16 protein-coding genes and 1 riboswitch are annotated in these 15,660 nt (G+C 36.3%); of the genes, 15 read left to right on the top strand and 1 reads right to left on the bottom strand.

Translation table 11 applies throughout. The annotated features are described in order from the left end of the window. Positions 1–50: 50 nt before the first annotated feature. The 9 genes from spoIIIJ (at position 51) to G4D61_RS01325 (ending at position 9,765) form a co-directional block, all read left to right on the top strand. A complete protein-coding gene (gene spoIIIJ / locus G4D61_RS01365; protein WP_163173061.1) occupies positions 51–839 on the top strand; it encodes a YidC family membrane integrase SpoIIIJ in 789 nt (262 codons plus the stop codon). Continuing rightward, the gene (gene jag, locus G4D61_RS01360) at positions 836–1,462 is read left to right on the top strand and encodes an RNA-binding cell elongation regulator Jag/EloR (protein ID WP_025730919.1); all 627 of its coding nucleotides are present in this window, start codon (positions 836–838) and stop codon (positions 1,460–1,462) included. Before spoIIIJ ends, jag begins: the two co-directional genes overlap by 4 nt. Before the next feature lie 325 nt (positions 1,463–1,787). Next, a complete protein-coding gene (gene mnmE / locus G4D61_RS01355) occupies positions 1,788–3,173 on the top strand; it encodes a tRNA uridine-5-carboxymethylaminomethyl(34) synthesis GTPase MnmE (RefSeq protein WP_163173059.1) in 1,386 nt (461 codons plus the stop codon). A gap of 61 nt (positions 3,174–3,234) precedes the next feature. Then, complete coding sequence (mnmG, locus tag G4D61_RS01350) at positions 3,235–5,124, top strand: tRNA uridine-5-carboxymethylaminomethyl(34) synthesis enzyme MnmG (RefSeq protein ID WP_035355037.1); 1,890 nt, start codon at positions 3,235–3,237, stop codon at positions 5,122–5,124. A gap of 107 nt (positions 5,125–5,231) precedes the next feature. Further along, positions 5,232–5,948, top strand: coding sequence for a 16S rRNA (guanine(527)-N(7))-methyltransferase RsmG (gene rsmG, locus G4D61_RS01345; protein ID WP_035355035.1), 717 nt, complete (start codon positions 5,232–5,234; stop codon positions 5,946–5,948). A 123-nt stretch (positions 5,949–6,071) separates the two neighbouring features. Next, entirely contained in the window at positions 6,072–6,941 is an 870-nt protein-coding gene (gene noc / locus G4D61_RS01340; RefSeq protein WP_025730923.1) for a nucleoid occlusion protein, read from the top strand. 420 nt (positions 6,942–7,361) lie between these two features. Next, positions 7,362–8,123, top strand: a complete 762-nt coding sequence (locus tag G4D61_RS01335) for a ParA family protein (protein ID WP_025730924.1) — start codon at positions 7,362–7,364, stop codon at positions 8,121–8,123. After that, positions 8,116–8,970 (top strand): ParB/RepB/Spo0J family partition protein, encoded by an 855-nt coding sequence (locus G4D61_RS01330; protein WP_035355031.1) that lies wholly within the window; start codon positions 8,116–8,118, stop codon positions 8,968–8,970. The genes G4D61_RS01335 and G4D61_RS01330 overlap by 8 nt, the downstream gene beginning before the upstream one ends. An 84-nt stretch (positions 8,971–9,054) precedes the next feature. Next, positions 9,055–9,765, top strand: a complete 711-nt coding sequence (locus G4D61_RS01325) for a DUF554 domain-containing protein (RefSeq protein ID WP_035355029.1) — start codon at positions 9,055–9,057, stop codon at positions 9,763–9,765. 2 nt (positions 9,766–9,767) lie between these two features. On the opposite strand, the gene yyaC is transcribed toward G4D61_RS01325, so the two are convergent. Further along, positions 9,768–10,391 (bottom strand): spore protease YyaC, encoded by a 624-nt coding sequence (gene yyaC / locus G4D61_RS01320; protein WP_025730927.1) that lies wholly within the window; start codon positions 10,389–10,391, stop codon positions 9,768–9,770. Between the two features lie 178 nt (positions 10,392–10,569). Here yyaC and G4D61_RS01315 point away from each other — a divergent pair, with 178 nt between their 5' ends. From G4D61_RS01315 to ribE, 6 genes are all read left to right on the top strand, one after another. Then, complete coding sequence (locus tag G4D61_RS01315; RefSeq protein WP_025730928.1) at positions 10,570–11,472, top strand: mechanosensitive ion channel family protein; 903 nt, start codon at positions 10,570–10,572, stop codon at positions 11,470–11,472. Further along, a complete protein-coding gene (locus tag G4D61_RS01310; protein ID WP_035355027.1) occupies positions 11,462–11,659 on the top strand; it encodes a DUF951 domain-containing protein in 198 nt (65 codons plus the stop codon). The genes G4D61_RS01315 and G4D61_RS01310 overlap by 11 nt, the downstream gene beginning before the upstream one ends. A 29-nt stretch (positions 11,660–11,688) precedes the next feature. Then, positions 11,689–12,111 (top strand): GNAT family N-acetyltransferase, encoded by a 423-nt coding sequence (locus tag G4D61_RS01305; RefSeq protein WP_025730930.1) that lies wholly within the window; start codon positions 11,689–11,691, stop codon positions 12,109–12,111. A 125-nt stretch (positions 12,112–12,236) separates the two neighbouring features. Next, positions 12,237–13,337, top strand: a complete 1,101-nt coding sequence (ychF, locus tag G4D61_RS01300) for a redox-regulated ATPase YchF (RefSeq protein ID WP_025730931.1) — start codon at positions 12,237–12,239, stop codon at positions 13,335–13,337. 296 nt (positions 13,338–13,633) lie between these two features. Then, positions 13,634–13,773, top strand: a riboswitch (FMN riboswitch). Between the two features lie 76 nt (positions 13,774–13,849). After that, positions 13,850–14,989, top strand: a complete 1,140-nt coding sequence (gene ribD, locus G4D61_RS01295; RefSeq protein WP_306304303.1) for a bifunctional diaminohydroxyphosphoribosylaminopyrimidine deaminase/5-amino-6-(5-phosphoribosylamino)uracil reductase RibD — start codon at positions 13,850–13,852, stop codon at positions 14,987–14,989. Between the two features lie 2 nt (positions 14,990–14,991). Beyond that, a complete protein-coding gene (gene ribE, locus G4D61_RS01290; protein WP_163173057.1) occupies positions 14,992–15,648 on the top strand; it encodes a riboflavin synthase in 657 nt (218 codons plus the stop codon). Positions 15,649–15,660: the final 12 nt, after the last annotated feature.

Here is a 15,660-nt window from a genome sequence, read left to right as displayed (position 1 = left end):
CGTTTTATATTAAATGGGAAGCGTTTTTTTAGTATAGGGGAGGTAATAATTTGAATAAGAAGTTTTTATTACTTTTTATGGTTGTGGGATTAGTTGCTGTTCTTGCTGGATGTACGGAGTTTAATAAAGATATTACTCCAGAAAGTAAAGGGATTTGGAACCAATATATTGTCTACCCGCTATCGTGGGTCATTATTAAAGTGGCTAAAATTTTCAATAATAGTTATGGATTATCGATTATTGTCGTTACCATTTTGATTCGTTTAATTATTTTGCCATTAATGATAACACAATTGAGAAGTTCAAAGGCAATGCAGGCAATTCAGCCGGAATTGACGAAATTAAAAGAAAAATACGCGTCTAAAGATGCAGTAACACAGCAAAAGCTTCAAAAAGAAACAATGGCCCTATTTCAAAAATATAAAATCAATCCAGCGGCGGGATGTTTGCCAATCTTCATTCAAATGCCAATTTTGATAGGATTTTATCATGCGATTAATCGTACACCGGAAATCCGTGAATCTGCCTTCCTTTGGTTTGATTTAGGACAAGTTGATTATATCTTACCGGTGATTGCTGGGATCACAACTTTTCTTCAACAAAAATTGATGATGTCAGGAAATGCATATAATAATCCGCAAATGAAGATGCAAATGAATATGATGCTTTGGATTATGCCGATTATGATTGTTTTCTTTGGGTTTAAGTTACCATCAGCATTACCATTATATTGGATTGTAGGTAATATTTTTATGATCGTCCAATCTTACTTTATTAAAGGTCCTAAAATTGAAAGTCAACCAGCTGTGAATCAAAAAGCTAAGGGGGATAAAAAGTGAATGAAGTAACTACGACAGGACAAAATGTTGATGTAGCAATTGAAGCAGCATTGCATGAATTACAGACAACAAAAGAGAATGTCGAGGTTTACATCATTGATGAAGGAAAAAAAGGGTTATTTGGCTTGTTTGGGACAAAGCCAGCAATTGTCCGTGTCCAGCTGAAAATTGACCCAATTACAGCAGTAAAGGAGTACCTCCAGACATTAGTGCAACATATGGGGGTTTCTACAACGATTGAGGTTCTCAATAAAAATAGGGTTATTGAGATTAATATTACAGGGGAGAATGTTGCGAAATTAATTGGAAAAAGAGGGCAAACATTAAATGCTCTTCAACTTCTTACCCAACTTGCGGCAAATAAACTGATTGCACAGCATGTTACAGTGTTCATCAATGTTGGCCATTATCGTGAACAAAGAAGACAAATATTAATAAAATTAGCGTCTAGGCTTGCAGATCAAGTCGTAAAAACAAATAAGACTGTTAAACTAGAGCCGATGCCGTCCTTTGAAAGAAAAATTGTTCACCATACATTATCGAAAGATCGGAGAGTTTCTACTTATTCTGAGGGAAACGAACCGAATCGTTATGTAGTCATCGAGAGCACAAATAACAAATAAATACATGAAACCCCAAAAATAGGGTTTGACACTATAACTCGTCATATATCGGGATTGAGAGATCATGACGATTGGTGTCTAACCCTATTTTTTATTGTTTTCAAAATATTTATCCACAAGCAAAAGTGATTTTTGTGGGATGTAGATTGTTATTCACATGTGGATAAGTTAAAATAGACATAACTGAAGCATTTTTTAGGAGCGAAGTGATCAAAATTTTGATTTTATAATAAGTTAGGATTAAAATAAAAGTTTGACTCGATACATGTGAATAATTGTTGATATAAATAGAGAAAGTTTTTATTACAAAAAGGGTGGTGAAACGATGGAATTTGATACGATCGCTGCTATTTCGACACCGATTGGAGAAGGTGCGATAGCAATTGTGAGATTAAGCGGTGATGAGGCGATAAATATTGCCGACAATATTTATCAAGGTATAGGCGGAAAATGCTTGAAAGATGTCGCATCCCACACAATTCATTATGGGAAGATTGTCGATCCAAAAACATCAGAGATCGTTGAGGAAGTAATGGTCACAGTTATGAAGGGGCCAAAAACTTTCACAAGAGAAGATGTAATCGAAATAAATTGTCATGGTGGTTTAGTGTCAGTGAACCGTGTACTGCAACTTGTGTTAAGGTCTGGGGCTCGCCTTGCAGAACCCGGTGAATTTACAAAAAGAGCATTTTTAAATGGCCGAATTGATTTATCACAAGCAGAAGCAGTAATGGATTTAATTCGTGCTAAAACAGATAAGGCGATGAATGTCGCAATCGGTCAAATGGAGGGCAGATTGTCTAAGCTTGTACAGAAACTTAGACAAGAAATTTTAGAAGTAGTGGCTCATGTCGAAGTAAATATTGATTATCCAGAGTATGATGATGTCGAGGAAATGACCCATCGCTTATTAAATGAAAAAGCTTCGTATATTCGTAATGAGTTGCAAAAATTATTAGAAACTGCTCATCAAGGGAAAATTTTGCGTGAAGGATTATCAACTGCTATTATTGGACGCCCTAATGTTGGGAAGTCATCTTTATTAAACAGTCTTGTTCATGAAAATAAAGCAATTGTAACAGATATACCAGGGACAACTCGGGATGTTATTGAAGAATATGTAAATGTAAGAGGTGTACCGCTTCGTTTAATTGATACTGCTGGAATTCGTGAAACAGAGGATATTGTTGAGCGAATTGGTGTTGAACGTTCAAAGAAATATTTAAAAGAGGCGGATTTAATTTTATTAGTGTTAAATGCTAGTGAACCATTGACTCCAGAAGATGAGGCATTATTAGAAACTGTTGCTGGGTTTGATGTGATTGTTATTGCAAATAAGATGGATTTACCGCAAAAAATAGATTTGGAACGTGTTAGACAACTTGTTCCAAAGGGGAAAATGATTACCACTTCATTGTTGAAGGATGAAGGGATAGATGAATTAGAAGAAGCGATCGCGACGATGTATTTTGAAGGGCAAGTTGAAGGAGCAGATTTGACTTATGTTTCAAATAGCCGTCATATTGCGCTTATTAGTCAAGCACTTCAATCTATTGAGGATGTATTAGAAGGAGTAGAATTAGGAACGCCTATCGATATCATCCAAATCGACTTGACTAGAACTTGGGAGTTATTAGGTGAGATTATTGGAGATACTGTTCAAGAAAGCTTACTTGACCAACTATTTTCACAATTTTGTTTAGGAAAATAATTATTGTTATCGGCCTAATAGTAAAGGAATTTTTATAAATAAACGAAGGAGCGATTTTGTCATGCAATATTATGACGCAGGACAATATGATGTAATTGTTGTAGGTGCAGGCCACGCTGGCTGTGAGGCGGGACTGGCTTCTGCAAGAATTGGAGCAAAAACATTAATGATAACGATAAATCTCGATATGGTTGCGTTCATGCCATGCAATCCATCTATTGGTGGACCAGCAAAAGGGATTGTTGTCCGCGAAATTGATGCCCTTGGCGGTGAAATGGGAAAAAATATCGATAAGACTTATGTTCAAATGAGAATGTTAAATACAGGGAAAGGTCCAGCTGTTCAAGCATTACGGGCCCAGGCCGATAAATTCCAATATCAACATGAAATGAAAAGAACGTTGGAAAATCAAGAAAATTTAACATTACTTCAAGGAATGGTAGAAGAGCTTATTATTGAAGATGAAGTATGTAAAGGTGTTGTCACGAAAACCGGTGCAAAGTACTACGCAAAAACAGTTGTGTTAACAACGGGGACATTTTTACGTGGAGAAATTATTATCGGTGAACTTAAATATTCAAGCGGTCCGAACAATCAACAACCATCGATAAAACTTGCAGAAAATTTACAAGGACTTGGTTTTGATCTTGTCCGCTTTAAAACTGGAACTCCACCGCGTGTAAATAGTAAAACAATTGATTATAGTAAAACGGAAATTCAGCCAGGTGATGATGAACCACGGGCATTTAGTTATGAAACAACCGAATATATTACAGATCAACTTCCATGTTGGTTAACATATACGAATGAAAAGACACATGCTATTATTGATGGCAATCTTGACCGTGCACCAATGTTTTCGGGAATGGTGAAAGGAACTGGCCCTCGTTATTGTCCTTCAATTGAGGATAAAATTGTTCGCTTCCATGATAAACCACGTCATCAGCTGTTCCTTGAACCCGAAGGTCGGAACACCGAAGAAGTTTATGTTCAAGGTTTATCAACAAGTATGCCTGAAGAAGTCCAAAGGGAAATTCTTGAAACAATTCCAGGATTGGAACATGCGCAAATGATGCGTCCAGGTTATGCAATTGAATATGATGCTATTAAACCAACTCAGTTGTGGCCTACATTGGAGACAAAACAAGTGAAATGTGTGTATACAGCTGGGCAAATTAATGGAACATCTGGTTATGAAGAGGCAGCAGGGCAAGGGATTATTGCTGGAATTAATGCAGCATGCCGGGCGCTTGGCAAGGAAGAACTTATTCTCAGTCGATCTGATGCCTATATCGGTGTGCTGCTCGACGATTTAGTAACAAAGGGTACAAGGGAACCTTATCGCTTACTTACTTCTCGTGCGGAGTATCGCTTATTATTACGCCATGATAATGCAGATTTACGTCTTACAGAAATTGGCTATAAAGTGGGCTTAATTTCAGAAGAAAGGTACCAAAAATTCCTTGCTAAAAAAGAAGCAATTGAAAATGAAATTAAACGATTAAGATCGATCATTATTAAGCCGAATGAACAAACACAAACATTAATTCGCGAGGCTGGTGGTAGCGAGTTAAAAGATGGAATTAGAGCGGCAGATTTATTAAAACGACCAGAGATGAATTACCAGCATATTAAAATGTTAGTTCCATCTGAGGAAGAATTGTCGAAAGAAATTGAAGAACAAGTTGAAATTCAAGTGAAGTATGAAGGATATATTGCTAAATCATTACAACAGGTTGAAAGAATGAAAAAACTTGAAGATAAAAAGATCCCGGACGATATAGATTATGACGCGATAAATGGACTAGCGACAGAGGCACGGCAAAAACTTAATAAAGTTCGGCCAATCTCCATTGCACAGGCATCTCGTATTTCTGGTGTAAATCCGGCAGACATTTCCATTTTGCTTGTTTATATTGAGCAAGGCAAAATTGCGAAAGTTGCCCATTAACAGGAATAAAGTCAGAATGTCATTCATTCTGACTTTCTCCTTATTTTTAATTAATTAGCGTTCTTGAAAAACGTTGGTTTTAAGTCTTAGAAGGAAAGGGTGAAAAAATGAACATTCAACAATTTATTGAAAAATTGGCTGAAAAAGGTATTACATTAACTGAAAAACAGCTTCAACAATTTGAGTTGTATTATGAGTTACTAGTGGAATGGAATGAAAAAATGAATTTAACTGCCATAACAGATAAGAAAGAGGTTTATTTAAAACATTTTTTCGATTCTATTAGCGCCCATTTTTATGTTGATATGTCAGAGCCTTTAAAGATATGCGATGTTGGTGCAGGTGCTGGTTTTCCAAGTATTCCATTAAAAATCTGTTTTCCTCATTTATACATAACAATTGTGGATTCATTGCAAAAAAGAATTGTATTTTTAGAGAATTTGACTAAAAATTTAGGATTAGACAACGTCATATTATTTCATGACCGTGCTGAAGTCTTTGCACAAAAAAAGGAATTTCGCGAACAGTATGACTTAGTTACAGCAAGGGCTGTAGCAAGAATGTCCGTTCTTTCTGAATTATGTTTGCCTTTAGTTAAATTAAATGGGCGATTTGTGGCAATGAAGGCACAAAATGCTGAAAATGAACTGCAAGTTGCTGAAAAGGCAATTGAACTTTTAGGTGGTAAAATAGAAGAAAAATATTCATTTGTTTTGCCATATGAGGAAAGTGAACGAAATATTATTGTTATTCGTAAAACAAAACAGACTCCAAAAAAATATCCACGTAAACCAGGAACGCCAAACAAGTTACCACTTGAATAAAGTATATGTGGTAAATACTCGGAATTTGTAGGATATTTAAAAAATTACCAACTGATATTGCAGGAACTTGTTTTATAATAGAGAATAAATACGTAGGGAGAATTGAAAAGGTGGTGTAAGCTCATGAAGCATCCTTTCTCTCGTTTTTTTGGCGCAAATAATGAAATCGAAGAAATTGTCGAAGGAGAAACGACGGAAGAAGTACGAAATAGAGAAGAAGTACAAAAGATTCCAGTTTCTAATATTGTTCCGAATCGATTTCAACCTAGAACCATATTTAATGAAGAGAAAATTGAAGAACTTGCACGAACAATACATACGCATGGGATTATCCAACCGATTGTTGTCCGTGAGTATGAACAAGGTAACTTTGAAATTATTGCAGGGGAGCGGCGCTTTCGGGCAGTTCAAAAATTAGGCTGGGAAAAGGTCCCCGCTATTATTAAAAATTTAAATGATACAGAAACTGCTTCGGTCGCATTAATTGAAAATCTACAACGGGAGGAACTTACCCCAATTGAGGAAGCAATTGCATATGGCAAGCTTATAGAATTGCATCAATTGACCCAAGAGGCGTTGGCACAGAGACTTGGTAAAGGTCAGTCGACTGTGGCAAATAAATTACGTCTTCTTAAACTGCCTCAGGAGATTCAAAATGCTTTATTGCAGAAGAAAATAACGGAGCGGCATGCAAGGGCTTTAATCCCATTAAAAGAACCAGCATTACAAATACGTGTGCTGAATGATATTATTGATAAAAATTTAAATGTAAAACAGACAGAAGATTTAATTCTTCGTCTTTTAAATAAAGAAGAGAAAAAACAGAAACCACGTCGTTTAGCATTTAGTAAAGATATGCGAATTGCTGTAAACACGATCCGACAATCAGTATCAATGGTGACAGACAGCGGGATCAATCTTGACTCGAAGGAAGAGGATTTTGAAGATTACTATCAAATTACAATTCGCATTCCAAAAAAATCAAAATCATAGATTAAGAAACTTGTAGGCCAAGTTTCTTTTTTTGTTTACTATTTTCACAAGCAATTTTCATCAAAAATGATTTGGAGCGTATGAGCTGAGACTCCTGCCGGGAAAGTATTTCAGCGGGAACTCCCGCAGCAAGCAAATCCCTGAAGCGTAAATCATTCAATTGTAAATAAATCTATTTAAAAATAACACTTCTTTACTAAAGGGCCTTTTGTTTTATTGTGAAATTTAGTAGATGGTTGCTTATTTTTTATATCTTTAAAGAGAACGATATCTATTTTTTTATAAAAAGTTAGTTATTAAAAGATTCATAGATTGTAAAATAATAAAATATTTGAATAAATATGAACGGCTTTATGAAATTTTGTTACAATAGACTATAAGATTATTATTTTATTGTATGAAAAAAGGTAGGTGACATCCATGGGAAAAGTGATTTCAATTGCCAATCAAAAGGGCGGCGTTGGAAAAACTACTACCTCTGTCAACTTAGGTGCCTGCTTAGCATATATCGGAAAAAAAGTGCTGCTTGTCGACACAGATCCTCAAGGGAATGCAACGAGCGGTGCTGGAATTGATAAAGGCGATGTACAGCAGTGTATTTATGATGTATTAGTAGATGATATGAAAATTAGTAATGTGATTAAAGCTACTAAGGTTGAAGGATTATACTCTGTTCCTGCTACTATTCAGTTAGCTGGTGCGGAAATTGAACTTGTTCCGACGATCTCCCGAGAAGTCCGTTTAAAAAGAGCGTTAGCTTCTGTGAAGGACGAGTATGACTATATTATTATCGACTGTCCCCCTTCCCTAGGGTTATTAACGTTGAATGCTTTAACAGCCTCAGATAGTGTGATTATTCCTGTGCAATGCGAGTACTACGCATTAGAAGGATTAAGTCAATTATTAAATACGGTCCGCCTTGTTCAGAAGCATCTTAATCAAGATTTGCAAATTGAGGGTGTATTGCTGACAATGTTAGATGCACGGACGAATTTAGGTCTCCAAGTTATTGAAGAAGTAAAAAAATATTTTCGAGATAAAGTCTATAAGACAATCATTCCACGAAATGTTCGATTGAGTGAAGCTCCAAGTCATGGTGAACCGATTATTATATATGATCCAAAATCTCGTGGTGCAGAAGTATATTTAGATATGGCAAAGGAAGTGATGGCAAATGGCTAAAGGTCTTGGAAAGGGTATTAACGCATTGTTTGCCAACATAGATGTCGATAAAGAGGATGCAGTACGTGAAATTAAAATTAAAGAGATACGCCCAAATCCATATCAGCCGCGTAAAGTTTTTGAAGAAGAAGCTTTGCATGAATTAAAAGAATCCATTCTTCAACATGGCATCTTGCAGCCACTTATTTTACGAAAAACAATTAAAGGCTATGAAATTGTTGTAGGGGAAAGAAGATTTAGAGCTGCCAAAGAAGCAAAGCTTATGACTGTGCCAGCTGTTGTTCGTGATTTGACTGACCAACAAATGATGGAACTTTCCGTTCTTGAAAATTTACAACGGGAGGATTTAAATCCCATTGAAGAGGCGAATGCTTATCAGTTTTTATTAGAAAAATTAAATGTGACACAAGAGGAACTTGCCAAACGTCTCGGTAAAAGCCGTCCCTATATTGCCAATCATTTGCGTATACTTTCTTTACCTCCCTATGTTAAAGACTTAATGACAGCTGGAAAGCTTTCAATGGGACATGGTCGAACATTATTAGGGTTAAATGATAAAGATAAAATGAAGGCACTTGTTGAAAAAACAATATCTGAAAATTTAAGTGTACGCCAGCTTGAAAAGCTTGTTCAGGAGTTAAATAAACATGTTCCACGTGAAACAAAGAAGGAAAAGAAAGAAAAGGATATTTTTATTAAAGAGCAAGAAAATGTATTGCGAGAAAAGTTTGGAACAACTGTACTGATCAAGCAATCAAAGAAAAAGAGCAAAATTGAGATTGAGTTCTTTTCTAATGAGGATTTGCTTAGAATATTGGAGATTCTTGATATTGATTATCACCGTTAATTTCCAATAAAGTGGTGGAATGCTAGATGTTTCATCCATCTGCTGCTTTTAAACTGCTAAGAATTTATATAAATAGGTGAGGAAATGGTTCTTTTAGGTACATTAGTAAATGGGGGCAGCATTATTGTTGGCTCATTACTCGGTAAACTGTTAAATAGAATTCCCGAAAAAGTAAAGGGCACGGTTATGCATGCAATCGGTCTTGCTGTAATCGTCCTTGGATTACAAATGGGATTGAAAAGCGAGCAATACTTAATTGTGATTCTTAGTCTCGTATTTGGTGCAATGATTGGGGAGTTTTTGTCATTGGAAAATCACCTAAATGCATTCGGGATATGGCTTGAAAAGAAAATAGGTACGAATGGACAAGGAAGTATTGCTGAAGGGTTTATTACTGCTACGCTCGTGTTTGTGATTGGAGCAATGGCTGTTCTAGGTGCTTTAGACAGTGGAATTCGTGGTGATCATACTGTGTTGTATACAAAGGCGGTCATTGACGGTTTCACTGCACTCATTTTAACTTCTACCCTTGGCATAGGCGTTCTTTTTTCAGTTGTCCCTGTTGTTATTTATGAAGGGACGATTGCTTTATTTGCCACACAAATTAATCATGTAATACCGAATAGTATTATGCATTCATTTATTACAGAAATGACTGCTACAGGCGGTATTATGATATTTGCCATTGGTTTAAATATTACAGGTTTGGCGAAAATTCGAGTGGCAAACTTCCTGCCAGGGATTATTGTCGTTGCTGTTATTGTTGCCATTATTCATGTTTATCATGGATTATAATGTTATATTGTATTTTCACGAGAATGCTGTTGATTCATTGAGAGAATAGAATGTTCGTAATGCAAGCGTAAATGTGCTCTATTAATACCTGAGGCAATCGTTTTTGCCATTCTTAATACTAAGTTTAAGCGTGTGTTTTGAAGGACTGTGAATTCCATGAAACCGCTCATATTGACGATTCCAGTAATATGCATATCACCAACAGCAGGAAGTTCTTTGTGGACACCAGCCCCTGGTTTAACAGGTCCTTCACCGATTTGAATCTTCCCGATACTTTCTGTTTTTCCTAGGCAAGCATCAATTGCAATTAGAAACGGGTTGTGATGTTGGGAATATATTTCATCTATTTTTTCTGCAAGATTTAGTGCATGAATAGGCTGATCAAGCGTTCCGTATACGTTAAAATATCGGAGTAATTTTTCCTGTAGAAACGTCCCTGTTAAGGGGCCGAGTGCATCCCCTGTGGAGCGGTCGGTTCCAATACAAACAATGATAATATCACGGTTTTCCCCTAATGGAAGAGCTGATAAAATTCGATTTGAAATGATTTCTTTTGCCATCATTTCATCATATAATACTTGGATATTATTCATATTTTTGTCATTTTGTCCTCTATTTATAAACATACCAGCCACTCCCTTTCCTTTTTAACTACAGTATACGGAAAAAATAGACATTCTATACATCAACAGGCATTTGAGGTTATTATAAGAAATGTGCTTATTTAATATGAAAAAGTCATATTTTTGTTAAAATAAGTATGCGATTATTTATGCGTTAAGTAATGAAAGTTGGTGTTAATTCGTGCATTATATACAAAATTACCTTCATCACTTTATAAAAAAATGGTTTGATGAAGAATTATGGATCCATATTGGAGAAACAGTTTTAAAAATAATCGTTGTATTAATAATTGCTTCGTTTATTATAAAGGTTGGAAAAAAGGCCATTCATAAAGTCTTTCAAGTACGTGCTAAAGCTCCGTTGCGTTTTTCAGAGCGCAGAGAGGCAACATTAGTTAGATTATTGAATAACGCATTGACTTATATTGTTGGCTTTGTTGCGATTGTTACGGTCCTTTCTTTATTAACGATTAATGTCCAAGGGCTACTAGCTGGGGCAGGTATTGTTGGCTTAGCTGTTGGTTTTGGAGCGCAAAGTTTAGTTAAAGATATCATATCGGGCTTTTTTATCATTTTTGAAGATCAGTTTTCTGTTGGTGACTATGTTTCCATCGGTAAAAATCAAGGTGTAGTGGAGGAAATTGGTTTACGTACAACGAAAATTAAAAATTGGACCGGAGAATTATACATTATCCCAAATGGTAACATTACAGAAGTAACAAATTTCTCTATTCATAATAGTATCGCTGTAGTGGATGTCCATATTCCTTATGAAGAAAATATTGATCGTGCTGAACAAGCAATACAAGAATTTTTAATTTCTTTTGCCGAGCAACATGATGAAGTGATTGGGGAACCGCAAGTGTTAGGCGTTCAAACATTAGGTACATCTCATGTTACATTGCGAATTGCTGCTGAGACGCTGCCAATGGCACACTGGGAAATTGCCAGAAGCTTAAATAAAGAAATTAAAAAAGTGTTAGATGAACATCATATTCAAGCACCTTATCCGAAGATGGTTACATATTCACGTGGTGATCAGCCATATCATCAAATTTATAAGGGGGATCATGATGGAAGATAAAAATTTTGGTCTTAATGATATCATTGAAATGAAAAAGCAGCATCCTTGTGGAACAAATCGCTGGAAGATTATTCGAATGGGTGCTGATATTCGTATCAAATGTGAAGGCTGTGGGCACAGTGTTATGCTTCCGCGCAGGGAATTCGCTCGTAAATTGAAGAAAATTTTAGTTAAGCACGAAGAATAAGATCGTATTTATTGTTAACGAGGTGCGATATGAACGTTCAATTACTCCGTGATTGTGAACATTTGAATTTGGCCGAAATGGAAGAAATTTATCATTTAGTTGGATGGAAAAGGCATAATCAAAAGATTATTCAACAAGTTTTTACAGCTAGCAATGTAATATGTGTTGCATTAAGGGATCAGCATATCATTGGTTTTGGAAGGGCAATGTCAGACGGGGTTTTTAATGCCGCCATTTATGATGTTGTTGTCCATCCTGATTTCCAGAAAAGTGGTGTCGGGAAAAGAATTGTAGAGGATTTGTTGAATCAGCTGAAGGATATCTCCTGTATCCATCTAATCGCAACAACGGGTAATGAAGATTTTTATCGAAACTTAGGATTTAACAAAACAAAAACAGGTATGGCGAGGTATCTTAATCCAAATTTGACTATGGAGTATTTGGATTCTTAAATCGTCAAATGGGTTGTCTTTTTTTGATGAAATCTCTATAATTGTGAAAGGTTTTAAATTCGTTTTATATAATGAACTTTGTAAAATAATAGATATTTACTAGATGATTAGGAGAGTGACCATAAATGGCGCTAACGGCTGGAATTGTTGGGTTGCCGAATGTCGGTAAATCCACATTGTTTAATGCAATTACAAAAGCTGGAGCAGAATCTGCAAATTATCCGTTCTGTACAATTGATCCGAATGTGGGAATGGTTGAAGTTCCAGATTTGCGTTTAAATAAACTATCAGAATTATATAATCCTAAAAAAACAATTCCTACTACTTTTGAATTCACAGACATTGCTGGAATTGTCAAAGGGGCAAGTAAAGGTGAAGGATTAGGAAATAAATTTTTATCTCATATTCGCCAAGTAGATGCAATCTGTCATGTTGTCCGTTGTTTTGAAGATGAAAATATTACGCATGTATCTGGAAAAGTAAATCCAATCGATGATATTGAAACAATTAATTTAGAGCTTATTTTAGCTGACTTGGAAACAGTCGAAAAGCGCATCGGGCGTGTTGAAAAGTTAGCAAAACAAAAAGATAAAGATGCTGTTGCGGAATATGAAGTATTAGTAAAATTAAAAGATGCATTTGAATCTGACAAGCCAGCGCGTTCTGTTGAATTAACAGATGAGCAAACTAAAATTGTGAAGGGATTCCAGCTTTTAACAAGCAAACCAATTCTTTATGTTGCAAATGTTGGGGAAGACGAAGTCCAAGATACGTCTTCAAACCAATATGTACAGCAAGTCCGTGATTATGCAGCACAAGAAGGAGCAGAAGTGATTGTTATTTGTGCGCGCATTGAAGAGGAAATTGCTGAACTTGATGATGATGAAAAGGCAATGTTCTTGTCTGAACTTGGTATCGAGGAGTCAGGGCTCGACCAATTAATTAAAGCGGCTTACAGTTTACTTGGCTTAGCAACTTATTTCACAGCTGGTGAGCAAGAAGTTCGGGCTTGGACATTTAAAAAGGGAATGAAAGCTCCGCAATGTGCAGGTATTATTCATACGGACTTTGAGAAAGGGTTTATTCGTGCAGAGACAGTTTCCTATGACGATCTTATTGCAAATGGAACGATGGTTGCAGCGCGTGAAGCAGGAAAAGTCCGATTAGAGGGAAAAGATTATATCGTCCAAGATGGAGATATTATGCACTTTAGATTTAACGTTTAATATAAAAGTAAATTCGGGGATCAAACATTTTATTCAGTAATGGATGGAATGCTTGATTCTTTTTTATTGGCTGTTTTCGTAAATCTTGTTGTTTTTTCAGCTAAGAAAGAAGATGTATTTTCTTAAAGTTTCATGATGAATTTGATTGAAGTGGAAGGTGGAGACTCCCGCAAAAGGTAAAAATCATGGAATAAACATCAACTGTCCTCAAAAACAATCTTGCTTATATTTAGTCACAAAAAGTTTAAAATAGATGATTTTTCGGAATACTTATGATATATTTTTATTAATCGAATATGATTCTTCGGGGCTGGGTGAAATTCCCGACCGGCGGTGATGAGAATATCTCTAAGCCCGTGACCCACGTCTATTTGATGTGGTGGATTTGGTGAAAAACCAAAGCCGACAGTGAAAGTCTGGATGGGAGAAGAATAGGTATGCGTTAAAAAGTAATACTGCTTTTACGCTTATTTGTCATGATATAGCCCCGCACAAATGTGTGGGGTTTTTTGTTGGCTGTTGTTAAAAAAGGCGGAATGAACTATCGGAGGGATGATGAGTTGTCAAAAGAAGAATTTATGAGCATGGCGCTAAATTTAGCGGAAAATGTTGCTGGACAAACTTCTCCAAATCCTCCTGTTGGTAGTGTTGTCATAAAAAATGGCAGAATTGTCGGCATCGGTGCACATTTAAAGGCAGGAGAGCGACATGCTGAAAGAATTGCCGTTGAAATGGCTGGAGAGAATGCTTTTGGTTCAGATGTATATGTAACGCTTGAACCATGCGCTCATCATGGGAGAACAGCTCCGTGCGCTGATTTTCTTATTGAAAAAGGAGTAAGAAAGGTATATGTCGCAACATTAGATCCAAATCCTCTTGTTAGTGGGAGGGGAATAGAAAAGCTACGCAATGCTGGAGTTGAGGTTGAAGTTGGCATCAATAAAGAAGCTGCCGACACATTATATCGACCCTTTTTCCATTTTATTCAAACGAAACGACCATTTGTTACGATTAAAACCGCCGTTACAACAGATGGTAAAATTGCAGCCTATACAAATGATAGTAAATGGATTACAAGTGAACAAGCCCGTATGGATGTTCATGAAATCAGAAATAAGCATGACGCAATACTTGTAGGTATTAATACAGTACTCAATGATAACCCTCTTCTCACCGTCAGATTGCCCCAAGGCGGAAAAAATCCAATTCGAGTAATATTAGATACACATTTGCGTACTCCATTAGAAGCAAATGTGCTAAATGGAGAAGCACCCGCTATTATATTTTGCGGCGGTGATGCCCCTATAGAAAAAGAGCAACTATTACAATCTTTAGGAGCTGAAGTGATTAGACTACAGGAAACATCAATATCAATTGCTCAAGTACTAAAAGAGCTTGGGGAAAGAAATATTATGACGCTTCTTGTAGAAGGCGGAGCGGAAGTAAACGGCTCCTTTTTACAAGAGCAGGCATTCCAACAACTAATCTTATATATGGCCCCAAAAATTATTGGGGGGAAAACAGCTGCAACTTCATTTGGTGGTCTTGGCCTCAGTTTAATGAAGGATGCTTTGCCACTCTTATTTGAAAAAGTAGAGATGATTGGCCGGGATATAAAAATTACGGCAACAGTTCAGAAGGAAGGGAACTAAATATGTTTACAGGCATTATTGAAGAAATTGGGGTTTTGAAAAGAATCCGAAGAGGTTCCTCCTCTCTTCAACTGGTGATACAAGCAACAAAAGTATTAAAGGATGTGCATGTGGGTGACAGCATTGCTGTTAATGGTGTATGTTTAACCGTTACTTCTTATACTGTTAACGAGTTTACAGTAGATGTGATGCCTGAGACATTTTACGATACGACGCTCGCTTCTTTGTCCACTAACAGTAAGGTCAATCTAGAAAGGGCAATGAGTGCAAATGGTAGATTTGGCGGGCATTTTGTAACAGGGCATGTTGATGGAGTAGGCACGATTGTAGCAAAGAAGAGAGTTGAGAATGCTCTCTACGTTTCAATAGATGTCCCTAAACATCTTATCCCTTATTTAATTACAAAAGGTTCAATCGCTATTGATGGTACCTCCCTGACAATTTTTGATGTAAAAGAGAATAGTCTTACAATTTCTTTAATTCCACATACACAGGATGAGTCAATTATTGCAAGTAAAGGCATAGGGGAAAAGGTCAATATAGAAAGTGATGTGTTAGCAAAATACGTTGGGAAAATGATTCATTTATCGACTGAATCGAATAATGATCCATCAACACATACAATGGACTTATTGAGGAAAAGTGGATTTATTTCTTAACAATCAATTTTT

Source organism: Heyndrickxia ginsengihumi, from assembly GCF_011008565.1.
In the GTDB taxonomy this organism is placed as follows: domain Bacteria; phylum Bacillota; class Bacilli; order Bacillales; family Bacillaceae_C; genus Weizmannia; species Weizmannia ginsengihumi.
The sequence above is the reverse complement of the archived record's forward strand: the minus strand, read 5'-3'. Positions and strand labels throughout refer to the sequence as shown.